The sequence below is a fragment of the Amycolatopsis bartoniae genome, from assembly GCF_014191255.1.
GTDB classification, from domain to species: domain Bacteria; phylum Actinomycetota; class Actinomycetes; order Mycobacteriales; family Pseudonocardiaceae; genus Amycolatopsis_E; species Amycolatopsis_E bartoniae.
The window spans coordinates 2,047,774-2,070,333 of record NZ_JACHWH010000001.1 but is presented as its reverse complement, the minus strand read 5'-3'; the positions used below and the strand labels follow the sequence as shown (position 1 = coordinate 2,070,333).

Sequence of the window (22,560 nt, the reverse complement as noted above, 5' to 3'; positions counted from 1 at the left end):
CGGGGCATGGTCAACCCCACTGGACAGCAGTTCGAGATCGTCCGAGGCAGTGCGCGTGCGGTGGTCACCGAGATCGGCGCCGGGCTGCGGGCGTTCGAGATCAACGGCGTGCCCTACGTCGAGACGTTCCCCGAGGACGCCAAGCCGCCCAAGGGCGCGGGCCAGGTCCTGCTGCCGTGGCCGAACCGCACCAAGGGCGCCGAGTGGACCTACCAGGGCGAGAAGCAGCAGCTGGAGGTCACCGAGGAGGCGCGGGGCAACGCGATCCACGGCCTGACGCGCCGTCGCGAGTGGACACTCGTGGAGCACGCGGAGTCGTCGATCACGTTCGAGATCGAGGTGGAGCGGCAGCAGGGCTGGCCGGTGCCGCTGCACGCACGCATCACGTACGCGCTGGCGCCGCGTGAACTGACCGTCACGCACGAGATCCGCAATGAGGGAGAGTCCGCGATCGGTGTCGGCGTGGGCACGCACCCGTACTTCCGGATCGGTGACGTGCCGACGGACGAGTTGACGCTGACCCTGTCGGCGACACGCGTCCGGCCGTACGTCGGTGACCAGCAGTTGCCGTACGGCCCGGAGCAGGACGTCGAGGGCACAGAGTACGACTTCCGCCGCGGCACGCTCGTCGGGCAGGTCGACCTGGACACCGCGTTCGGCGGGTTGACGCCGGGGGCGGACGGGCGGCACCACCACGTGCTGTCGTACGGCGAGCAGAGCGTGGACGTGTGGACGGACCCGGACTTCCGGTGGGTGCAGGTGTTCACGCCGGAGGACCTGGTGGGCCGGGGCCGGGCGATCGCGATCGAGCCGATGACGTGCCCGGCGGACGCGCTGAACTCGGGCACGGACCTGATCGAGCTGGAGCCCGGCACGTCGTGGACCGGCAGCTGGGGCGTTCGCGTGCAGGTCTGAGCCCTCGATTAGCGTGTCGGACCATGGTGAGCGCGATTGTGGGCGGTTACGTGGTGCCGGTCGACGGGGCGCCGATCGACGGGGGCACGGTCCTCATCGAGGACGGCAGGATCGTCGCGGTCGGCCCGGACGCCGATGTCGACATTCCGGAGGACGCCGAGCTGATCGACGCCGCCGGTTCGTGGGTGCTGCCCGGGTTCTTCGACGCGCACGTCCACCTCGGGGTGCACGAGGAGGGCGAGGGCTGGTCGGGCAACGACACCAACGAGATGACCGACCCGAACGGCGCCCGCTTCCGCGCGGTCGACGGCATCGACCCATTCGACATCGGTTTCGACGACGCGCTCTCCGGCGGGGTCACGAGCGTCGTCGTCAAGCCGGGCTCGGGCAACCCGATCGGCGGTCGCACGATCGGCGTCAAGACGTGGGGTCGCACGATCCTGGACATGGTGTTCGCCGAGCACGTCAGCGTGAAGAGCGCGCTGGGCGAGAACCCGAAGCGCATCTACGGTGACAAGAAGCAGACGCCGTCGACGAGGCTGGGTGTCGCCGCGATCATCCGCGAGGCGTTCACGAAGGCCCAGAACTACGCGGCGCAGCGTGATCACGCGCGCGACGAGGGCAAGCCGTTCGACACGGACCTCACGATGGAGACCCTCGCGGAGGTGCTCGACGGGGACCTGTACTGGGACCAGCACACGCACCGGGCCGACGACATCGTGACGGCGATCCGGCTGGCGGAGGAGTTCGGCTACAAACTGGTGGTGAACCACGGGACCGAGGGGCACCTGATCGCGGACGTGCTGGCGGAGAAGGAGGTGCCGGTCATCCTCGGCCCGCTGTTCACGACGCGCTCGAAGGTGGAGTTGCGCAACCGCTCCCTGCGCGCGGCGGGCATCCTCGCGCGGGCGGGCGTCAAGCTGGCGATCACCACGGATCATCCGGTGGTGCCGATCAACTTCCTCGTCTACCAGGCGGCGCTGGCGGTGAAGGACGGCCTCGACCCCGACGCGGCTCTCCGCGCGCTCACCGTGAACCCGGCGAGCATGCTGGGCCTGGACGACCGGATCGGTTCCCTGAAGCCGGGCCTGGACGCGGACGTGGTCATCTGGTCAGGTGACCCGCTGGACGTCATGAACCGCGCCCTGAGGGTCTTCGTGAGGGGCCGCGAGGTCTACCACTTCGACGAGGCCAAAGGCGAAGGCGTGGTGAAGGAACGGCGGTACAGGGAGTAGCAGCCAGCACGGTCACCTTCGCCGCGGATACTCGGCGACGAAACCCAGCCCCGCACCCGCCCGGCCTCCCCCGTCCCCCACGGTGACCCCGCGAGGCGAACGCGAGCGGCAAGGACCACCGCCCGGATCTCCCCCGCCCCTCGTCCCCAGCTGCACTTGGCGGTTGGCTCGTCGGGTCAAGGGTGAGCTTGCTCATCGCGAAGCGACGCCGAAGGCGCCCTTGAGGCGGCGAGGCAACCGTCGAACCCTCAAAGGCGAGGGGCGGGGGTGGGCCGGGCATTGGAGGGCGGCCACGCCCGGCCCACAGCGGGTGACCACGCTGGGACTGCGGGACGAAAGACAAAAGAATGCCTCGCCGGCGGGCAGGCTCCAGGATGATGGGGCCCCAAGGGATCTCACCTCGGGTGGGTGGTCGAGTTGAGTGATCATCCCGTCGCCTGCGGTTTGTGCATATCACTTTGAGGACCAGCCGCAAGGTTGGCATGTCAAGCTCCGGCGAGCACGGATGTTGCGGCTGCTCCTCAAAGTGATGGTGCGAGTTCAGGCGACGGGATGATCACCCAACTCTCGGGGGTTGGGGCGGTGGTTACCGCCGCAACTCGCGTCCGATCACCAACCGCTGGATCTGGTTCGTGCCCTCGAAGATCTGCAGCACCTTCGCCTCCCGCATGTACCGCTCCACCGGGAAGTCCCTCGTGTAACCCGCCCCGCCAAGGACCTGCACCGCGTCCGTCGTCACCTTCATCGCCGCGTCCGTCGCCACCAGTTTCGCGATCGATGCCTGGCGGCGGAAGGGCATGCCCCGGTCACGCCTGCGGGCGGCGTCCAGGACCGTGGCGCGCGCCGAATCGACCGCCGCCGCCATGTCCGCCAGCAGGAACTCCAGTCCCTGGAACTCGATGATCGGCTTGCCGAACTGGCTCCGGCCCTTCGCGTAGGCCACCGCTTCGTCCAGCGCGGCCTGGGCCAGGCCCACCGCGCACGCCGCGATGCCGAGCCGCCCCGAATCCAAAGAGGACAGTGCGATGCGCAGGCCCGCGCCCTCGGCCCCGAGCAACCGGTCCGCGTCCACGCGGGCATCCGAGAAGATCAGCTGCGTGGTCGTCGAACCCGTCAGTCCCATCTTCCGCTCCGGAGGCGCGGCCGCCAGGCCCGGCGTGCCGCCGTCGACCAGCAGGCACGAGATCGCGTCCTCCCCGGTGCGGACCATCGTCGCGTAGAAGTCCGCCTGACCGCCGTGCGTGATCCACGCCTTGGTGCCGTTCACGACGAACTGTTCGCCGTCGCGCCGGGCCCGCGTGGACAGCGACGCCGGGTCCGAGCCCGCGTGCGGCTCCGACAGCGCGTACGCCCCCAGCAGCTCGCCCTCCACCATCGACGGCAGCCACCGGTCCCGCTGCTCGTCCGTGCCGTGGTACGCCAGCGCGAAGCACGACATCGTGTGCACCGACAGGCCCACGCCGACCGACATCCACGCGGCCGCGATCTCCTCCAGCACCTGCAGGTACACCTCGTACGGCACCTCGCCGCCACCCCACCGCTCCGGGTACGGCAGGCCCAGCAGCCCGGCCTTGCCCAGCGTCCGGAACTGCTCCCGCGGGAAGCGCTCCGCCTCCTCGTACTCCGCCGCGCGCGGCTTGAGCTCCTCCCGGGCCAGCTCGGTGGCCAGCGCGAGCAGGTCCGCGGACTCACGGTCGGGCAACAGCCGCTCGACGGGCATACCAGCCTCCGTACCCTGAACAGTACTGCGTAATCATCACCAGTACAGCACATACGGTGTGCGTGTGACAGACCGAGTTCCGTTGCGCCCGCCGGGAGGCAGGCAGCTGACCGCCCGGCAGCGAGCGCTGCTCGCCGAGCTGGAGGAGCTCTTCCTCATTGAGGGGTTCGTGCAGTTCACCCTCGACGACCTCGCGGCGAAGATGCACTGCTCGAAGTCGACGCTCTACGCGCTCGCGCCGAGCAAGGAGCAGCTCGCCGTCCGCGTCGTGGCGCACTTCTTCAAAGGCGCGGCGGACGTGCTGGAGGCGCGCATCGCCGACCTGTCCGACGCGCGGGAGATCATCGGCGCCTACCTCGCCGGGATCTCCGAGTACCTCAACCGCGCGTCCCCGGCGTTCATGCGGGACATCAACGACTTCGCGCCCGCCCGGGCCGCGTACGAGCTGAACAGCCGCGCCGCCGCCGCCCGAATCCGGAGCTTCATCAAGCGGGGGGTGGAGGACGGGGTGTTCCGCGAGGTGCACGCCACACTCATCGCCGAGATGGCCGCGGTGCTCGTCGAGGCCATCCAGACCGGGGTCGTCGGCGCCCGCACGGGGGTGTCGGACGCTGAAGCCTTCACCGCGCTGTCGGAACTGCTTCTGGGGGGAATCGCCTCTCGTCCGTGACAGGAAGGGACAGATCCGGCTCGACGCCGGGGCTGCCGGGTTAGCATTCCGGACGTGATCGTGGTGGGTGGAGAGGCGCTGGTCGACCTGGTGCCCGGCAAATCCGAAGTGGACGGTGGGCTGCGCGCGCTGGAGCCGAGGCTCGGCGGCGGCCCGTACAACGTGGCGCTCGCCGCCGCGCGGCTGGGCGCGCCGACGGCGTTCCTGTCCCGCATCTCGGGAGACCGCTTCGGGCAGGCGCTGCGGCAGCGGCTCACCGACTCGGGAGTCGACATATCGATGGTGCAGGGCGGGGACGAGCCCACCACGCTCGCCGTCGTCGCGCTCGACGAGCACGGCTCGGCGAGCTACACCTTCTACACCGAGGGCACCGCGGACCGGCTCGTGGCGGACCCCGGCCCGCTGCCCGCCGAAGCGAGCGTGCTGTGCCTCGGCACCCTCGGCATGGTGCTAGAACCCGGCGCCACGACGTACGAGACGATCCTGCGCCGCGAGGCCGAGCGCGGGGTGCTCACGGCGCTCGACCCGAACATCCGCGCCGACCTCATCCCCGACGCCGACGCGTACCGGGAGCGGTTCCTGTCGTGGCTCGCCGACGTGCGGCTGCTGAAGCTCTCCGTGGAGGACGCCGCGTGGCTCGCCGGCGGCGCGGACCCGGTGACCGCCGCGAAGGGGTGGCTCGACGCCGGTGTCGACGCCGTCGTGCTCACCCAGGGTGCCGACGGGATCGCTGTGCACACCGCGGCGCACGAGGTGTTCGTGCCTTCCGCGCCCGCCCACCTCGTCGACACGATCGGCGCCGGGGACACCGTCCAGGGCGCACTGCTGGCGTGGCTGCACGAGCGGAATGTGGGCGCGGTCACGCAGCTCGGCGCCGCCGACTGGGAGGCCGCGCTCGGCTACGCGGCCCGCGCCGCGGCGATCACCGTGTCCCGGAGCGGCGCCGAGCCGCCCAGGGCCGCGGAAATGGTGTGAAACTGATCCCAACGGTTTGCTCTGGGTAACACAATGGCTGCGCGAAACCCCGGTATTCGACTAGCGTGAGGGGAGAATTCATACCCCAGCGGGGCGGTGTGCGGCGAGACCCGTAAGCGGTCACGCACGAACAAATGGCCGCCTGTGCGACCTGCAGGCGCCGCCGACCCGTGTGACCGTGAGAGGGACTTGCATGTCCGACGCGACTGCGGCGTCCGGCGGCAGCACGGTATCGCTGCGCCTGCCGACCGGCGAGCACGAACTTAAGGTGGTCAACGCCGTCGAGGGCGCTCCCGGTATCGAACTGGGGAAGCTGCTCGCGCAGACGGGGTACATCACCTACGACCCCGGGTTCGTCAACACCGGTTCCACATCGTCCGCCATCACCTACATCGACGGTGACGCCGGCATCCTGCGCTACCGGGGCTACCCGATCGAGCAGCTGGCCGAGAACTCGACCTTCATCGAGGTCTCGTACCTGCTGATCTACGGCGAGCTGCCCACCCAGGCCCAGCTCGACGACTTCACCCAGAAGATCAACCGGCACACCCTGCTGCACGAGGACCTCAAGCGGTTCTTCGACGGCTTCCCGCGTGACGCGCACCCGATGCCGGTGCTCTCCAGCGCCGTGTCCGCGCTGTCCACCTTCTACCAGGACGCGCTGAACCCGTTCGACGAACCCAACGTCGAGCTGTCCACCGTGCGCCTGCTGGCCAAGCTGCCCACCCTGGCGGCGTACGCCTACAAGAAGTCCACCGGCCAGCCGTTCCTGTACCCGGACAACTCGCTCGGCCTGGTGGAGAACTTCCTCCGGATGACCTTCGGCCTGCCCGCCGAGCCGTACGAGGTCGACCCGGACGTGGCGAAGGCGCTGGACCTGCTGTTCATCCTGCACGCCGACCACGAGCAGAACTGCTCCACGTCGACGGTCCGCCTGGTGGGCTCGTCCGAGGCCAACCTGTTCGCGAGCATCTCGGCGGGCATCAACGCCCTGTTCGGCCCGCTGCACGGCGGCGCGAACAGCGCGGTGCTGGAGATGCTGGAGGGCATCCGGGCCGACGGCGGCGACGTGTCGAACTTCGTCGCGCGCGTCAAGAACAAGGAGAAGGGTGTCCGCCTGATGGGCTTCGGGCACCGGGTCTACAAGAACTACGACCCGCGCGCGAAGATCATCAAGGCCACGGCCGACCAGATCCTGAACAAGCTCGGCGTCAACGACCAGCTGCTCGACATCGCGAAGACGCTGGAGGAGACGGCCCTTTCGGACGACTACTTCGTCGAGCGCAAGCTGTACCCGAACGTCGACTTCTACACCGGACTCATCTACCGGGCGCTCGGGTTCCCGACGAAGTTCTTCACCGTGCTGTTCGCGCTCGGCCGGCTGCCCGGCTGGATCGCGCACTGGCGCGAGATGATCAACGACCCGGCCACCAAGATCGGCCGCCCGCGGCAGATCTACACCGGCGAGAAGGAGCGGGAGTACACCCGCATCAGCGAGCGCTGACCTCGCGCGGAACGAGCGCCTTCCCTTCGGGGAGGGCGCTTTTTTCGTCGCCGGGCGGATCCGGCGCCGGGGGATCGGGTGGGTGGAGACCGGTTCCCCGTACGCCGTGACACCGGGACGGGTGACCAAACCGGATGGTGAGTCGAAGCTGACCTGGTGCACCAGCCGTGGAAGCTGCGTCATCCTTGGCGCTGGCTCGGCGTCGGTTCGTACCGGGCGGTGGTGGCCATCCACTGCAGTAGGCCGGAGGCGGTGGTCCGCACTCCTTCGGCGTGCCTGCTCGCCGGGTCGGGCAGTGCCTCGGCCGCGTCGCACAGGAAGTCGAGGGTGGCCAGCTCGGCGTTGACCAGTGCCACCACCCTCGCCGCGGCTTCGCTTTCGCTCAGCTTGTCGTGCGTTGTGAGCACCACCATCAGGTTCGAGCCGTTGCCGTGGTCGGCTTCCCGCTGGTAGGCGAACAGATCGTTGGCCCAGGCGATGGCGTGGTTGAGCCGCAGCGACAGGTCGACGATCTCCGAGCGGGCGGCCAGCTCGTCCGGCAACCACGCCTGGTTGGCCAGCTCGATGAGAGCGGTGGCGTAGAACATCCCACCACCGTCGTTGCGGGAGGCCAGGTACTGCGCCGTCGTCGGCACAGACCGGGCGGACCACCGTTGCGCGCGGTCCTCGGCGCTCGCCTTCAAGTAGGCGAGGTACGCGGCCGCGGCGCGGTCCAGCCAGAAGTCCGGCGCGACGTTCCTCGCCTCGGCCCACAACGTCAGCAGCGCCGCCGCCAGTGGCTCGCCGACCACGTCGGCTTCGGTCGCCCGCCCGGCGAAGACCTCGCCGATGAGCTCCGCGACCCGGTCGGCGCGGTGGTCCTGGTCGGCGCCCCAGATCTCGTCGAGGAAGTCGTCCAGGCACCACATGTGGATCAGGAGGCGGTTCGCCAGCCAGAGGCCCGGGTAGTCCGCGTCCGGCCACATGCGCGCGTGCACCTCGGCGTACCGGTGGCCGACGAACCGGCTGGTGAGCCGGTCGGCGTCGTCGTGCTGCGCGAACAGGCCCTGCTCGCGGATCCAGCGTTCGGTGTCCTCGGTGAGCCGGGGCAGGTGCGGGTTCACGCGGGCGGGGAACGGGCACGTGATCACCAGCTCCGGATCCGCCTGTCCTGGCAAGTGCAGCACCGGCGCCGAATAACTTGCCCCCACGGTGTTTTCTCCGTCCGTCGCCGAGCTGCCGTCGGATGTGCGGACGGAACCATAGCGGCATCGGACACGACAGATCAACAGCGACTTACTGTCCACTCCGGACGGTCAGGTGCCCGACTCCTCTTCGCGGCGTGACCGGCCGAGCGTGATGTGGAAGCATTCGTGGCACTCGAACCAGATGTTGTGGTAGGAGTCGACGAGGACTCCGGTGAGGTAACCGTCGGAGCCGGACTCGAACCGCGCGCGTGCGCGGGCGAGCCGCGGCCCGTAGTCGGCGAAGTGTGGTGCGGGTACCTGGATTTCCGCGAGGAGCCGCTGAATCCGCTCGTCGACGCCCTGCAGGCGTGCGGTGAAATCGCCGGGTCCCATCGTGGCGGGGTCGCGCAGCTGCCAGTCGGCGCAGAGCTGTTTCAGCTCGTCGTTGAGCTCGCGGAACTCCTCGTATCGCGCGGAGACGAGCGCTCTTCCTTCGGCGGGAGTATCGTCCACTCTCCGTCTGGCCTCCCGCGTGCCCTCCGGCGTGATCGCCCAGCCGATCCGTGGGTTTCCGCTGTCCCGCACCAGACCCCGCGCTTCGGCGTCGCGCAGGACCGGGGAAATCTCGTCGGCGGACACGGCGAGAGCCTCCGCGAGCTGGGCCGTGGTGGCGCGGTTCCTGATCAGTAGCACGTGCAGGACCCGCTCACCGGAAGTCGACGGCATACGTATTTTCCTCCGCTGCTTGAAGATCCGATTCGGAACAGGAGACGACCATGGGCACGGCCGGAGCGACGAGAGTACTCATCCTCGACGGGACGAGGGAACCGTCTCCCGAACTGGTGGGCGGCAAGGCCGCTGGTATCGCGCGGATGACCGCGGCCGGGCTGCCGGTGCCGCCGGCGTTCGTGCTGACCACCGACGTGTGCCGGGAGTTCCTCGTGCACGGCGAAAGCGTGCTCGACGCGGTGTCGGACGAGATTTCCCGTGGCATGGCCCACCTGGAGCGGAGCACCGGGCGCGGGTTCGGCTCGGCCGAGTCGCCGTTGCTGGTTTCCGTGCGCAGCGGTGCGGCCAGGAGCATGCCCGGGATGATGGACACGGCCCTCAACCTCGGCACCACCCCGGACGTGCTGAAAGCGCTTTCCGAAGCACGTGGACGCGAGTACGCGGAGGACGTGCGAACCCGTTTCGAGCGCCTCTTCCGCGAGGTCGTGCCCGGCGGCGTCGTACCGGAGGACCCGTGGGCGCAGCTGCGCCTGGCCGTCGCGGCGGTTTTCCGGTCGTGGCTCTCGCCCCGCGCGGTGGCCTACCGCAGGCGGTACGGGCTGGACGATGCCGCGGGCACGGCCGTGACGGTGCAGGCCATGGTCTTCGGCAACGCCGACGCGGCGTCCGGCACCGGCGTGCTGTTCACCCGTGATCCGGCCACCGGCGCGGCCGAACCGTACGGCGAATGGCTGGGCCGGGCGCAGGGCGAGGACGTGGTTTCCGGAGAGCGCGCGCCACTTCCGTTGGGCGCGTTGGCGGAGGCGTTGCCGCAGGTCCACGCGCAGCTGATGGAGTACGGGCGCCGGCTCGAAGAGCAGCAGCGGGACGTGCAGGACATCGAATTCACCGTGGAAAGTGGACGCCTGTGGCTGTTGCAGACCCGGTCGGCGAAGCGTTCACCGTTGGCAGCGGTGCGGTTCGCCGTCGCACTGGCGCGGGAAGGGCTGATCAGCCGTGGGGAAGCGGTCGCGAGGGTGAGCGACGAGCAGCTGCGGGCGGTCCTGCGGCCCGGCCTCGATCCGGCCGCCCGCCGCGCCGCGCCGCTGCTCGCCCAGGGGTTGCCTGCCTCGCCCGGCGTCGGCACCGGAGTGGTGGTGACCGCTCCCGATGAGGCAGAAAACCGGGCCGAAAGGGAGCCCGTGGTGCTCGCGCGGCACACGACGAGCCCGCACGACCTGCACGGCATGATCGCCGCGGCGGCGATCGTGACCGAGGTCGGCGGCGCCACTTCGCACGCCGCCGTCGTCAGCCGGGAGCTCGGTGTGCCCTGCGTCGTGGGCTGCGGCGAAGGTGCGCTGGCGGGGCTCGCGGGCGAAGTCGTCACCGTGTGCGGAGAGACCGGTGAAGTGCGCGAAGGCGTGGTTCCCGTGGTCGCGATTTCCGAGGCGGACGACGAGGATCTGCGTCTCCTCAGGGAGTGGGCGACGGCGACAGCCGAACAGTGATTGGTGCCTCGCTTACCTACACGACGGCAGACATGTTGCTACTCGACCGAAAAGGCAACTGGACCTCTTCCCTCAACCAAACGGCGTATGGTTTCATGGTCGCCCGTCGAAACCAGCCAGGACAGGGTGGCAAGTTGCGCGCTTCAACCGAAGAGGGAACCGGGAAGAGCCGGTGGCGAAGACTGCCGGGGTTCGGGGGCACTCCCAGCATCAGGACCCGGCTGCTCGCCATCGCGTTGATCCCGAGTGCGGCACTGCTCGTCACCGGGGTGTCCGTCGCGGGTTACCTTGTCTCCCAAGGGATTTCGGCCCGGAACTTCTCCGGCTACCTCGGCCAGGCGATCGACCCGCTGGTGAGCTTCGAGTCCGTCGTGCAGCAGGAACGCACCATCAGCCTGCGCGCGCTCGGCGGTGACCAGCAGGCGATCGCGGGCCTGCAGGCGCAGCGGGACAAGACCAACCTCGTGCTCAGCCAGATCACCGGGCTCGCCGAGGTCGTGCAGAACCTCAACCCGGACGCGGTGTCCAAGTCGAATGCCGCCTTCGCCGAGCTCGGCGGGAAGATGCCGGCCATCCGCCAGGGTGTCGACAACCACTCGGTCTCGTCGTCCGATGTGGACGGTTTCTACACACAACTGGCCGGCGTCGTCATCACCGGTCTGGAAGGCAGTGCGCGCACGACCCCCGACCCGGGCACGGCGGCGGAGGAGATCACCGCCACCGACCTGTTCTGGGTCACCGACCTGCACTCCCGGGCCGCGGGGTTCGCCGCGGGCGCCGCCGCGCAGGGAATACTGGACCAGGCGGAACGGCAGACCCTGACGCAGCTGATCGGCGGCTACCGCAACCAGCTCAACGCGGCGCTGTCCCGGCTGACCGACAGCGAACGGCAGCGCTACGACCAGCTCGTGTCCGGCGCCGCGTGGCAGAGCGCCACGTCCGTGGAGGACAACCTGAGCCAGCGGGGCACGCTCTCGATGCCCGCGGCCGACTGGCTCGCCGCCGAGGACCACGTGTCGGACGAGCTGCTGGGACTGTGGGGCGACCACTTCCGGCACGCCGAGAACCTGGCCGTGGACGCGGCGAACACGACGCTGACGCAGTCCATCGTGACCGGTTCGCTCGTCCTCCTCCTCACCATCGCGGTGTTCGTCATCGCGGTCCGGATGACCAACGCGGTCGTCCGCAGGCTGCGGCGGCTGCGCTCCAACACCCTCGAACTGGCCACCGAGAAGATGCCGGCGCTCGTCCGGCGGATCGCCGACGGCGAGCAGGTCGTGGACATCGAGGCGGAGATCGCGATGCCCGACCACGGCGACGACGAGATCGGGCAGGTGGCCGAGGCGTTCGAGACGGCGAAGCGGACGGCGTTCGCGGCGGCGGCCGCCGAGGCCAGGACGCGCGGCGGGTTCAACAAGGTCTTCCTCGACATCGCGCACCGCAGCCAGCTCGTCGTGCACCGGCAGCTGGAGGTGCTCGACGTCGCGGAGGCCAAGCAGAGCGACCCCGAGCATCTGGAGCTGCTGTTCCAGCTCGACCACCTGGCCACGAACGCGCGGCGCAACGCGGAGAACCTGGTGATCCTCGGCGGCGGCCAGCCGGGGCGGAAGTGGCGGCGCCCGGTGCCGCTGGAGGACGTCGTCCGCAGCGCCATCTCCGAGACCGAGCACTTCGCGCGGGTGAGCGCGGTACGGCTGCCCGACGTGCAGGTGCTCGGCAACGTGGTCGCCGACCTCATCCACCTGCTGGCCGAGCTGGTCGACAACGCCACCGCCTTCTCGCCGCCCGACGCGCCGGTTTCGGTGCGCGGCAACCTGGTCGGCAAGGGCGTGGTGGTCGAGGTCGAGGACCAGGGGCTCGGACTGGTGGTCGAGGAGCGGGAAAGGCTCAACGCGACCCTGCGCAACCCGCCGGACTTCCAGGAGATGGCGCTCAGCGGTCAGCGGCACCTCGGGCTGTTCGTGATCGGCCAGCTCGCGCAGCGGCACGGGATCTCGGTCAGCCTGCTGGAGTCGGCCTACGGCGGCATCAAGGCGGTCGTGCTCATCCCCGCCAAGGTGATCGAGGACGACAGGGCACCCAAGGATTCGGCCGAGGACACGAAGACGGTGACCCGGGGACGGCTGCCGGACCAGGATCTGAGGACGGACTTCGTGCCCGAGCCCGCGCGCGACCCGATCCCGCGGATGCCCGTCCAGGACACCGGTGAGCTGCGGCGGTGGCCGCTGGACGAGCCGGCCGCCGAGACGACGTCCACGTGGGCGGCCTTCGAGGAGCCCGTCAGGGAACCGGCGTCGGTACCGGCGCCGACCGGCGGACGGAAACGGGCGCCGCTGCCCCGCCGCCAGCGCCAGGCGCACCTCGCGCCACAGCTGCAGCTGGACAACCAGTCGGCGGAGAAGGGCTCTTCGGGGCGGCGGTTCCGCAGCCCCGAAGAGGCACGCAACTCGCTGTCGGCCCTTCAACGGGGAACGCGTCAGGGGCGCGGGTCCTCGGGAAAGCACACCCGATGAACACGAATGGTCAGGCGATGAACGAAGACGCGGCGATCAGTAGCAACGGAAGTGGGTTGAACTGGTTGCTCGACGACCTGGTGAGACGACTGGTGGGGGCGGAGAAGGCCATCGTGCTGTCCGCGGACGGCCTGCTGATGGGACGGTCCACTTCGGTGGGTCGCGAGGACGGTGAGCACCTGGCCGCGATGGCCTCGGCGTTCCGGAGCCTGTCCCGCGGGGTGAGCACCCAGTTCGACAAGGGCCCGGTGCACCAGACGGTGGTCGAGCTGGAGCTCGGCTACCTGGTGGTGACCGAGGCCGGCGAGGGCGCCTGCCTCGCGTTGCTGGCGTCGATCGACGCGGACCTCGGGATGGTGGCCTACGAGATGAACGTGATCGTGGCGCAGGTCGGGGACAATCTCGCGGTGCACCCCCGCCCGTCGGCCGCTGACCTCAGAGTTCCGCACGTGCCGTGAACCCCGACGCGGACCCCGGCTTCGACGAGGATCCCGGACCGCTGGTCCGCCCGTTCGCGGTGACCAGGGGACGCGCCGGGAAGAACCTGCACGACCTCGACATCATCACCCTGGTCGTGGCGGTCCGCCCGGAGACGGACGTCGCGACACTCGACCGGGAATACGGAGAAATACTGCGAATGTGCCAAGGCCGGCCGCTGTCGATCGCTGAGATCTCGGCCAAGATGAACCTGCTGCTGGTCGCGGTCAAGGTGCTCGTCAGCGATCTGATCAACTCTGGGCACCTCATCTTCCGGTCGCCGCCCCAGGTCGCGGGCAGGCCCGACATCAAACTTCTGCAGGCGGTGCTCGATGGCGTACGGAAACTTTGACCCCGGCTCGCAGGAGCTCCACGGCGTGCAGGCGGTCAAGCTGCTCGTCGCGGGCGGCTTCGGCGTGGGCAAGACGACCCTGGTCACGGCGGTGAGCGAGATCCCGCCGCTGCGCACGGAGGAACGGCTGACCGAGATCAGCGCCAACGTGGACGACCTCGCCGGGGTCGAGGGCAAGACCACGACCACGGTGGCGCTGGACTTCGGCCGCATCACCATCAACCCGGAGGTGGTGCTCTACCTGTTCGGCACGCCGGGGCAGGACCGCTTCTGGTTCATGTGGAAGGAACTGTCCGTCGGGGCGCTCGGCGCGGTGGTGCTGGCCGACACGCGGCGGCTGGAGGACTGCTTCCCCGCGGTCGACTTCTTCGAGTCCAGGGACATCCCGTTCATCGTCGCGGTGAACTGCTTCGACGGCGCGGACATCTACGAGGAGGACGAGGTGCGCGCGTCGCTCGACGTCGGCAACCACGTGCCGATCCAGTTCTGCGACGTGCGTGACGCCGGTTCCAGCAAGCGCGTGCTGGTGCGGCTGCTGGAACACCTGATGGCCACGGCAATGGAAGGCCTGGCCGCCGGAACCTGGTGACAGGGCGCGGAAGGAGCCGGAGTCCGTTGTGGACTCCGGCTCCTTTTTACGTCGTCCTCAGCGCCGGGTGTGCAGCGCGTGCACGAAGTCGGTCCAGGCGCCGATCTGCGAGTCGCCCCAGCCGGTCCGGCCCTCGTGCTCCCAGCGCGCCAAGCCGATCCCGAAGAACGCGTTCGACCAGGCGCTCCAGTTGTTCTCCGCCACCACGGTGCCGGTGAACTCGTACTCCCGGCCCGCCGAGTCGGTCAGTGCGACGTCGTGGCGCAGGGGATAGCACGTGGTGGGGTCCCAGTGCGTGCGCACCGACGCCCGTTCGAGACCGCGCAGCTCGCCGCCGGTCCAGACCCAGCCGCGGTTCATCCGGTCGGCGAACGCGTCGTCGACCGGGTAGAGCTCCCGCCAGACCGGGTCGGACCCAGGGTGCTCGATCCCGGTCAGGTGGAAGGCGAAGTCGTCGTCGAACACGCCGGTGAGCCAGTGCACCGGCGGCAGCTCACGCGGGTCCTCCGTGCGGTTCTCGCCCCAGGAGCGGTCGCGGACCGTGTAGCCGTCGACGTCGTAGGAGCGCCCGCGCAGCAGCAGCTTGCCCTCCGTGCGCATCGCCTGGTCGAAGTGCCGCCCGCCCGACACCACCGCCGGCGGCATGATCGCGGTCAGCGTGACGTCGAAGGCGTTGCCGCGCTTGGGGTCCTCGTAGCTGATGCGGAACTTCTCCAGCGGCTGCAGGCACTGCACGCGGTAACCGCTGGGCAGCCGCAGGTCGTCGAAGTCGCCCCGCTCGAACGGGGTGAAGTCCATGAACTGGCGCATGTCGAACAGCTCGCTCGCCAGCGCCGTGGACTTCACCCCCTGCCACGCCCAGGCGCCGCCGGTGAGCGTCCGGAGGGTGGGGTGGGCCCAGGCGTAGCAGAGGGCCTGGATGCCGGCGTGGGGCACGTTGAAGCCGAAGAACTGGGTCTCGGTGAGCGCCGGGTCGGTCAGGTCCTCGTTCAGCTTCCGGTGCAGCAGCTCGTCTTCCACCGTGCAGCTGCCGAAACCGGTGGCCTGCGCGTTCATGAAGAACGACGTGTTGGTGTCGTCGCTCATGTCAGCGCTCGCCCGCCGCTCCGGCGAGCACTTCGACGACGCCGCGGTCGCCGTCGACGCGGATGAGCTGGCCGTCGCGGATCCGGGCGCTGCCGTCCTCCGTGCCGCACACGCACGGCAGCCCGAGCTCCCGCGCGACGATCGGGCCGTGGCTGAGCATGCCGCCGAAGTCGGTGACCACGCCCGCCGCGACCAGGAACAGCGAGACCCAGCTGGGGTCGGTGGTCTCGCAGACGAGGATGTCGCCCTCGTCGAACTCGGCGGTGGCCGGGTCGCGGACGACCCGCGCGCGGCCCTCCACGACGCCACCGCTCGCGGCCACGCCGCTGATCGTCGTGCCGGACGGCGCGTTCTCCGTCGCGTCGGCGGTGACAGCGATCAGCTCGGGCACGCCGGACCACGCCTGCGGAAGCCGGTACCGCAGCCGCTCCTCGTACTGCGCCCGCCGTTCCTTGATCACCACGCGGCGGTCGATGCCGTCGCCGGCCAGCAGCTCGTCCCAGGTGAGGTGGAAGACGTCGGTGGCGTCGTCGAGCAGGCCGAGCTCGACCAGCTGATGGCCCGCCCGCCGCGCGGCGGCCCTGGCGACGTCGAAGGTGAGCAGGTAGCCCGCCTTGCCCTGCTCGCGCAGGGCGAGGAACCGCGCCGAGAGGTTGACCAGCGGGCCGACGAGCCCGCGACTGAGCGGTGAAACCGCTTTCTTGAGTTCCTCCGCGGCCTCGTGGCGGATCCGCGCCTGCTCGGCGCTGCGGTTCCGCGGGGCGCGCGGGTCGCCTTCGGGGATCGCCCGGTAGTCGTCGAGCCGCGCCAGCAGCGGAGCGGGGTCCTCGCGCCAGGAGACGCTGTGGAGCTGGCCCTCGTCCGGACCGTGGTAGCCGTGTCTGTCCACAAAGGTCTGCAGGTCGAGCTGCCCGTGCGCGAGCAGCCAGAGATCCTGTGCCACCTCGTTCTCGTCCGAACCCACGCCGGACAGCAGCCGGGCTTCGAGCCCGGTGCGACCGGCGTCGCTCACCATGGCCGTGAGGCGGTCGGCGACGCTCGAACTGATGAACGTGACGAGCAGGTGCAGGATCATGATCCGCTCGAAGCGCTCGCGGGCGTCCCGCAGGACGGCGAGGTTGCCGTCGAGGTTCAGGCCGGGCACCTTCGGCAGCGTGTCCAGCCGCCACTCGCGCAGCTGCGCGAACATCCGGTCGTGCCGTTTGGACAGCGTGAGGACCGAGCGGGGCGCCTTCACGGCGATGACGGGGTAGCGGCGCGCCGAGTTGTCGTCGACGGTGCCTTCGCGCACGTAACCGAAGAGCTGCTGCTCGACGGCGGTGGCCGAGGTGCCCGGCAGGAGCCCGGCGACCTTGCGGAACTGCTCGATGTTGGCCGCCGCCCGGCCCGCGAAGGCAGTCCAGAACTGGTCCTCGATGCGTTCGGGCACCGTCAGCTCGTCGCGGCCGAACACCCCGAGGCCGCGGAACATCTTCCGAAAGGCCAGCTCCATCGGCAGGTGGATGAAGGTGAAGCCGAGCGCCGTCGACACCCCGGGAAAGGCCTCGGCGACGTTGCCGGTGGTCCACGGCACGCCGGGGTCGCAGACCGCGTTGTCGAGCGGGTCCAGTCCTGGGGAAAGCGGGGGCATGAGCAGCTCCGGATCGCGGGGAGGTCAGGTGCCGGCGTCCGACACCAATCAATGTTCGGTTTTTACGGGCCGCAGTCGTCCTGATGCGGATGGGTCTGGGCTTCCGAGGCACGGATAGTAGTCCTGCTGGTACGGATGGCGTAAGGGGTTTCCGGGGCGCTCTTTGTCGACTTCGGTCGTCGACGGAAACCTGACAACGATTGGTGAAAGGGGGTTGGCTCAGCGGAATCACCCGAGGTCAGAACGGGTGATCTTGTTAGGCTGAACCGCCGACCAGGGGGAGACCAGGGGAAGGCGGGAGTGCGTGGCGGAGAAGCGACGACGTGGCAGGCCGCCCCGGTCCGAAGGCGCGTCCGCGCGGGAGGAGATCCTGCGCACCGCACGCGAGATGTTCGGCGAGCTGGGCTACGAGCGCACCACGTTCACGGAGATCGCCGAGCGGGCCGGCTACACGCGCCCCGCGGTCAACCACTACTTCCCCGACAAGGTCTCGCTCTACCGCGCCCTGCTGGAGTCGGTGCGGGACACCGTCATCACCGGCAGCGTCGAACAGGCCGTCGAGCAGCAGACCCTGTTCGGGCGGCTCTCGGGCTTCCTGGAGAGCGCTGTGCAGGTGGACTCGCGAGACCGGACGTTCGCGCGGTTCATCGCGGTGTCGGTGCTGGACGGCTTCCGCCACCCGCAGCTGCGGGAACCGACCCAGCGTCAGGTCGACGAGGTCCGGGCCTTCGTGCGGCAGGCGCTGGCCTCGGCGGTCGAGGCCGGGGAGGTCCGGGCGGACCTGGACGTCCCGGCTGTAACGGAAATGCTGATCGCGGTGATGTGGGGAATGGGACTGTACGCGGGATTCCTGGGCAGCCACGAGCAGTTGGAGGACGTGGTGGAGCAATTCTCCCGGCTCGTCGCCGGAATCCTCTGGTGAGGTTTTTTCCGTTGTCCCGCCGACCTGTTATTTCTTCGCCCATAATTGACGCGAGGGTAAATTTCCGGCGCGCTGACCTCGGATGACCCTGGTTTACACTGATTCCGTGCCCCGGCCCAGAATCCCGTTGATCTCGCGGCACAACGCGTTGGTGGCCGCGCTCGAGATCATGGACAGCGAAGGGCTGGAGGCGTTGAGCATCCGCCGTCTCGCCGCCGCACTCGGGGTGAACGGCGCTTCGTTGTACCACCATTTCGCGAGCAAGGAAGAGATCCTCGCGGGAACGGTGGAGATCGCGCTGGCCGAGGCCCACGATGGCCGCGAGCCGTCCGGCACCTGGCGGGAATGGCTGCCGGAGAACGCGCGCAACCTCCGCCGGACGCTGCTGGCCCATCCCGCGCTGCTGCCCGTCGTGGCCGGTCTGCGCATGCACGACCTCGGCCCGCGGCTGCTCAAGGCGCCTGCCGGGCGCCTGCTCGACGAGGGGGTGCCGGTCGCCGTCGTGGTGCCGTTGCTGGACGCGCTGGCGGCCTTCGTCATCAGCAGTTCGATCCACGAGACGGTGGTCGAGACCAGGGACGACCAGCTCGCGGCGCTCGCGGAGCAGGACCCGCCGCTGGCCAGGGCGTTGACCGATCGTGGCCTGGGCGCCGGGCAGATCTTCGACCTCGTCGTCACCTGCATCCTGGACGCGATCGAGAGCGCGGTCGAGCAGCAGCGCGCCCGGTGGACGCCGATGAACCCGAGGGGCCGTCGCCGGGCGACCGGGTAGCCGGGCCGCCCCCGACGGCGGCCCGGCCGCGGCACGGCTCAGCCGCGCAGGGCGGCCGAGAGCTTCAGCCGGCTTCCGGTGTGCAGCACCGCGTTGCGGTACACCCGGCTGCCCACCCAGGTCAGCACCCCGCCGAGCGCCACGGTGAGCACCAGCGCCAGCCCGACCTCCCAGCCCGGCGCCACCCCGATGGCGATCCGGCCCGGCATGAGGATCGGCGAGAACAGGGGGATCAGCGACAGCACCCGCGCCGTCGAGCCTTCCGGGCTCTGCACGAGGACGTTGAAGCCCACGACGAACCCGAGCGTCAGCACCATGGTCACGGGCGTGATCACCGACGCCGCGTCCTCCTGCCGCGACACCAGGGAACCCGCCGCCGCGTACACCGTGGCGTAGAGGAAGAAGCCCACGACGTACCAGAGCACGCCCCACGCGGCCGCGCTCGTCGCGACGCCCGACAGCGTCAGCACGCCCGTCGCCCCCGCCATGGCCAGACCGGCCGCCGCCAGGATCACGATCTGCACCAGGCCGACGAGCCCCAGCCCCAGCACCTTGCCGAGCATCAGCTGCCACGGCCGCACCGTCGACAGCAGGATCTCCACCACCCGGCTCGCCTTCTCCTCGACCACGCCCTGCGCGACGAACGCGCCGTAGGTCTGGATGCCGAAGAACAGCAGGAAAACCGTGATCAACCCGATCGCGAGGCGCTGCCCGCGGCCCGGGTCCGGCGGCTCCAGCTGGATCAGGTTCACGTGCGCGGAGTCGACCTCGCGCATCACCTGCACCGGGTCCTGGTCGGCCTCCAGCAGCTTCGCGTTGAGCACCTCCTGCCGCGAGATCCCGTTCAGCACCGCCTGCAGCTGCGGGTCCAGTTCGGACTTCACGTACACCCGAAGGTCCGCCACGTTGCCGGACACCAGCGCGTCGAGGTCGCCGCTCGCGACCTGCGCCCTGCCCTGCTCCTCCTCCGGTACGACGGTGGTGTGGACCTCCTGGCCCGTCTGCGCGGAGGCCGTCTCCAGCTGTTGCGCGATGCCGATGGCCTGCCCCGTGACGCCCACCGTCGACTTGTCCGCGTTGCCGATCAGCGTCGCCTGCAGCAGCAGGTACCCGCCGAGGACGACCAGGATCACGATCGTGCCGAGGTAGAACGACCGGGCGCGCAGCCGCGTGTTCAGCTCGCGCCTGGCGACCAGCCCCACGCCCTTCAGTGGTGAGATCATCGGTTTCCCCCGGTCACGGTGGTGCGGAACAGTTCGGTCAGCGAGGGCCGGCGCCGGTGGAACTCGCGCACGGAACCCGTTGCCAGCGCGGCTTTCAGCACGGCCTGGTCGTCCGCGTGCGGCGCCAGCTCCAGCACGGTCTTCCCCGGTTCGTCGGACAGGACGTGCACACCGGATAACCCATCCGCCCAGCCCGGCTGAGCCTCCGGCGCCTGCACGACCAGCTGTGACGACGCTTCCGCGGTCAGTTCGTCCACCGTGCCGCACGCGACCAACTGTCCACTTCGGATGATGCCGATCCGGTCGCACAGCCGCTCGACGAGGTCCAGCTGGTGGCTGGAGAACACCACCGGCACCCCGGTGGCCGCCTTCTCCCGCAGCACCTCGCTCATCACGTCGACCGCGATCGGGTCCAGGCCCGAGAACGGCTCGTCGAGCACCAGGACGTCGGGGTCGTGCACGAGCGCGGCGGCCAGCTGGACGCGCTGCTGGTTGCCGAGGCTGAGCTTCTGCACCTCGTCGCCGCGCCGTTCTGCCAGGCCCAGGCGGGAAACCCAGTTCTCCGCGCTGCGGTGGGCCCGCCCGTTGCTCATCCCGTGCAGCTCGGCGAGGTACACGAGCTGGTCGAGCACCTTCATCTTCGGGTACAGCCCGCGTTCCTCGGGCATGTACCCGATGCGCGTGCGCACCTCCGCGGTGATCGGCCTGCCGTCGAACCGGACCTCACCGGAGTCGGCGGCGAGTACCCCGAGCACGATGCGCATGGTGGTGGTCTTCCCGGCGCCGTTGCTCCCGACGAAGCCGAACAGCTCCCCGGCCCGCACGTCGAACGACACCCCGTCCAACGCCACCTTGTTGCCGTAGCGTTTGGACAGTCAGTCGATTTCCAGGTCACTCAACGGAATCCTCCGCAACGTCGTCGGGCAGCGTCCAGCCGAGCAGGACGGTGGGCACGGAACAGCCGAGCAACAGCAGCGAGCACAACATGAAGGCACCGCGCAGCGCCGCGTCGGGCTGCCGGGCGATCCCGATGAGGTAGAGCATCGCGACGACCATCAGCAGGGCGAGCACCTGGTAGCCGGCGTAGCTGACGCGGTGCCGCCAGTCGCGCTCGCGCTCGTCGAGGTTCGCGTTGAAGGAGCTGGACATCCTGCCCGTGAGGATGCGCAGCAACGCGAACGGGACCATCCAGGCGATGTACCCGCCGATCCAGAGCACGGCGAACAACGCGATGTCGTCTCGCCGGTAGCACAGCGCGCCCACGATCATCACCAGGCTCGCGACCACCAGGAGGACCGTCAACGCCCTCCGGTGTTTTCGCGTGCGCCAGCCCGGCAACCGGCGCGCCCGTCGGCGCTCCCGTTCCTCGAGGTGGGCCAGGAACACGTCCCAGCCTCGCGTGAGCACACCTCCCGCCACGGTCATGCCTCCCCCTTGCCGTAGACCTGTGTGGACAGTGGCGCGAACGGCTGCCGGTTGAACACCGCTTCCACCGGCAGCCCGAACACGTCGCAAAGGCGCAGGGCCAGGTCGAGGCTCGGGTAGTGGTCACCGCGCTCCAGGGCGCCGATCGTCTGCGGATTCACCTCGACGGCCTCCGCCAGCGCCGCGCGGCTCATCCCGCGCTCCGCCCGCAGCACCTGGAGCCGGTTGTAGATCGGCAGCTCTTTGCCACGTCTCACCGGACTCATACAACGTACTGTTGCAAAAACCCAACGGATTGGCAAGTGGTTTGGATGCGGGTGGGATTGGCAGGTGGGGAGGGGAGGAGCGGAGGTGCACCTGGTGGCGGGGAGGCGGAGGCGCACACGGATGGCGATGCGAGTGGCGGAGGCGATGTCAGTGGCGGAGGCGCGCGGCGGAGGCCGTGGTATGCGCGTGGCGGTGACGTGCGCGTGCGCGGGGGCGATGGTGTGAGCGGGGTGGTGTGCGCGGCGGTGACGTGTGCGGTGGCGTGGCTGTTGCGTGGCGACACCACGCAACAGCCACGCCACCCGCCCCTACCTCAAGGGCGCAGCGCCGCGTCCAGGTGGTGTGCCATCTCGGTGAGCAGCGCCTTCGGGTCCAGGTCCCGCGTCGCCGCGCGCAGGGACAGCACGAAGGACTGGACCACGAGCAACACCGCCCGCGCCTGGGCCGGCAGGTCGCCTGCCCGGATGGAGCCGTCCGTGCGGCCCGCCTCCAGGTGCTGCCGCACCACCTGCTCGCCGACCCGTTGTGTCCCACCGAGTCGGTCCACTATGTACGGCAGCAGCAACTCCGTGTCGATGTCGATGACCGTGCGCATCAGATCGTCGGCGTTGAGCAGGCGCACCGCGGCCACCGCGCTGCGCACCAGGCGCTGGCGCGCCGTCGGCGCACCGGCCCCCTCCGAGTTCGCGCGGTGCAGCAGCGCACCGAACTCCCGTGTCATCAGCGCGGACAACACACTTCGCACATCCGGAAACCGCCGGTAGAGCGTCATCCGGCTGACCTTCGCCGTACGGGCGATCTCCGCCAGTGTCGCGCGCCGCAACCCGACGGCGAGCACGCACTGTCTGGCCGCGTCGAGCAACACGTCGTCGCTCACCCGAGCGGTGGTCTGCCGGGCACGTG

General features: G+C 69.7%; 22 protein-coding genes. 12 read left to right on the top strand and 10 right to left on the bottom strand.

Going from position 1 to position 22,560, the window contains the following annotated elements; all coding sequences use genetic code 11:
* The first annotated feature begins 6 nt into the window (after positions 1-6).
* A complete protein-coding gene (locus tag FHX82_RS09660; RefSeq protein ID WP_145938923.1) occupies positions 7-915 on the top strand; it encodes an aldose 1-epimerase family protein in 909 nt (302 codons plus the stop codon).
* 23 nt (positions 916-938) lie between these two features.
* Positions 939-2,150, top strand: coding sequence for an amidohydrolase (locus FHX82_RS09655; protein ID WP_145938922.1), 1,212 nt, complete (start codon positions 939-941; stop codon positions 2,148-2,150).
* Between the two features lie 586 nt (positions 2,151-2,736).
* Here FHX82_RS09655 and FHX82_RS09650 read toward each other — a convergent pair.
* On the bottom strand, positions 2,737-3,870 hold the full coding sequence (locus FHX82_RS09650; RefSeq protein WP_145938973.1) for an acyl-CoA dehydrogenase family protein: 1,134 nt from the start codon (positions 3,868-3,870) through the stop codon (positions 2,737-2,739).
* Between the two features lie 64 nt (positions 3,871-3,934).
* Between FHX82_RS09650 and FHX82_RS09645 the strand changes: the two genes are divergently transcribed.
* From FHX82_RS09645 to FHX82_RS09635, 3 genes are all read left to right on the top strand, one after another.
* Complete coding sequence (locus tag FHX82_RS09645; protein WP_145938972.1) at positions 3,935-4,540, top strand: TetR/AcrR family transcriptional regulator; 606 nt, start codon at positions 3,935-3,937, stop codon at positions 4,538-4,540.
* 54 nt (positions 4,541-4,594) lie between these two features.
* Positions 4,595-5,515 (top strand): carbohydrate kinase family protein, encoded by a 921-nt coding sequence (locus FHX82_RS09640; protein ID WP_145938971.1) that lies wholly within the window; start codon positions 4,595-4,597, stop codon positions 5,513-5,515.
* 193 nt (positions 5,516-5,708) lie between these two features.
* Entirely contained in the window at positions 5,709-7,019 is a 1,311-nt protein-coding gene (locus FHX82_RS09635) for a citrate synthase (RefSeq protein WP_145938970.1), read from the top strand.
* Positions 7,020-7,198: 179 nt separating this feature from the next.
* Here the strand turns inward: FHX82_RS09635 and FHX82_RS09630 are convergent, their stop codons facing one another.
* Together FHX82_RS09630 and FHX82_RS09625 are read right to left on the bottom strand one after the other, a co-directional pair.
* Positions 7,199-8,185, bottom strand: a complete 987-nt coding sequence (locus FHX82_RS09630) for a terpene synthase family protein (RefSeq protein ID WP_145938969.1) — start codon at positions 8,183-8,185, stop codon at positions 7,199-7,201.
* A gap of 129 nt (positions 8,186-8,314) precedes the next feature.
* On the bottom strand, positions 8,315-8,911 hold the full coding sequence (locus FHX82_RS09625; protein WP_145938968.1) for a hypothetical protein: 597 nt from the start codon (positions 8,909-8,911) through the stop codon (positions 8,315-8,317).
* Positions 8,912-8,961: 50 nt separating this feature from the next.
* On the opposite strand from FHX82_RS09625, the gene FHX82_RS09620 reads away from it, so the two are divergent.
* The 5 genes from FHX82_RS09620 (at position 8,962) to FHX82_RS09600 (ending at position 14,332) form a co-directional block, all read left to right on the top strand.
* Positions 8,962-10,401, top strand: coding sequence for a pyruvate, phosphate dikinase (locus tag FHX82_RS09620; protein WP_145938967.1), 1,440 nt, complete (start codon positions 8,962-8,964; stop codon positions 10,399-10,401).
* A gap of 134 nt (positions 10,402-10,535) precedes the next feature.
* Complete coding sequence (locus FHX82_RS09615) at positions 10,536-12,914, top strand: sensor histidine kinase (RefSeq protein WP_183176535.1); 2,379 nt, start codon at positions 10,536-10,538, stop codon at positions 12,912-12,914.
* Positions 12,915-12,931: 17 nt separating this feature from the next.
* Positions 12,932-13,372 (top strand): roadblock/LC7 domain-containing protein, encoded by a 441-nt coding sequence (locus FHX82_RS09610; RefSeq protein ID WP_145938965.1) that lies wholly within the window; start codon positions 12,932-12,934, stop codon positions 13,370-13,372.
* Complete coding sequence (locus FHX82_RS09605) at positions 13,369-13,743, top strand: DUF742 domain-containing protein (RefSeq protein ID WP_145938964.1); 375 nt, start codon at positions 13,369-13,371, stop codon at positions 13,741-13,743. The genes FHX82_RS09610 and FHX82_RS09605 overlap by 4 nt, the downstream gene beginning before the upstream one ends.
* A complete protein-coding gene (locus tag FHX82_RS09600) occupies positions 13,724-14,332 on the top strand; it encodes a GTP-binding protein (protein WP_145938963.1) in 609 nt (202 codons plus the stop codon). Before FHX82_RS09605 ends, FHX82_RS09600 begins: the two co-directional genes overlap by 20 nt.
* Positions 14,333-14,389: 57 nt before the next feature.
* Here the strand turns inward: FHX82_RS09600 and FHX82_RS09595 are convergent, their stop codons facing one another.
* Entirely contained in the window at positions 14,390-15,418 is a 1,029-nt protein-coding gene (locus FHX82_RS09595) for a DUF7064 domain-containing protein (protein ID WP_145938962.1), read from the bottom strand.
* 1 nt (position 15,419) lies between these two features.
* Positions 15,420-17,048 (bottom strand): PEP-utilizing enzyme, encoded by a 1,629-nt coding sequence (locus tag FHX82_RS09590; protein WP_183176534.1) that lies wholly within the window; start codon positions 17,046-17,048, stop codon positions 15,420-15,422.
* Between the two features lie 304 nt (positions 17,049-17,352).
* Here FHX82_RS09590 and FHX82_RS09585 point away from each other — a divergent pair, with 304 nt between their 5' ends.
* Both FHX82_RS09585 and FHX82_RS09580 read left to right on the top strand, forming a co-directional pair.
* Positions 17,353-17,970, top strand: a complete 618-nt coding sequence (locus FHX82_RS09585; RefSeq protein ID WP_145938961.1) for a TetR/AcrR family transcriptional regulator — start codon at positions 17,353-17,355, stop codon at positions 17,968-17,970.
* 106 nt (positions 17,971-18,076) lie between these two features.
* Complete coding sequence (locus FHX82_RS09580) at positions 18,077-18,742, top strand: TetR/AcrR family transcriptional regulator (protein WP_229880423.1); 666 nt, start codon at positions 18,077-18,079, stop codon at positions 18,740-18,742.
* A 38-nt stretch (positions 18,743-18,780) separates the two neighbouring features.
* Here the strand turns inward: FHX82_RS09580 and FHX82_RS09575 are convergent, their stop codons facing one another.
* From FHX82_RS09575 to FHX82_RS09555, 5 genes are all read right to left on the bottom strand, one after another.
* Positions 18,781-19,965, bottom strand: a complete 1,185-nt coding sequence (locus tag FHX82_RS09575; protein ID WP_145938960.1) for an ABC transporter permease — start codon at positions 19,963-19,965, stop codon at positions 18,781-18,783.
* Entirely contained in the window at positions 19,962-20,840 is an 879-nt protein-coding gene (locus FHX82_RS09570; RefSeq protein WP_145938959.1) for an ABC transporter ATP-binding protein, read from the bottom strand. Before FHX82_RS09570 ends, FHX82_RS09575 begins: the two co-directional genes overlap by 4 nt.
* A gap of 16 nt (positions 20,841-20,856) precedes the next feature.
* Entirely contained in the window at positions 20,857-21,390 is a 534-nt protein-coding gene (locus FHX82_RS09565; RefSeq protein ID WP_145938958.1) for a hypothetical protein, read from the bottom strand.
* A complete protein-coding gene (locus tag FHX82_RS09560) occupies positions 21,387-21,656 on the bottom strand; it encodes a helix-turn-helix transcriptional regulator (protein WP_145938957.1) in 270 nt (89 codons plus the stop codon). The genes FHX82_RS09565 and FHX82_RS09560 overlap by 4 nt, the downstream gene beginning before the upstream one ends.
* A 314-nt stretch (positions 21,657-21,970) precedes the next feature.
* The gene (locus tag FHX82_RS09555; protein ID WP_229880425.1) at positions 21,971-22,534 is read right to left on the bottom strand and encodes a TetR/AcrR family transcriptional regulator; all 564 of its coding nucleotides are present in this window, start codon (positions 22,532-22,534) and stop codon (positions 21,971-21,973) included.
* Between the last annotated feature and the right edge of the window lie 26 nt (positions 22,535-22,560).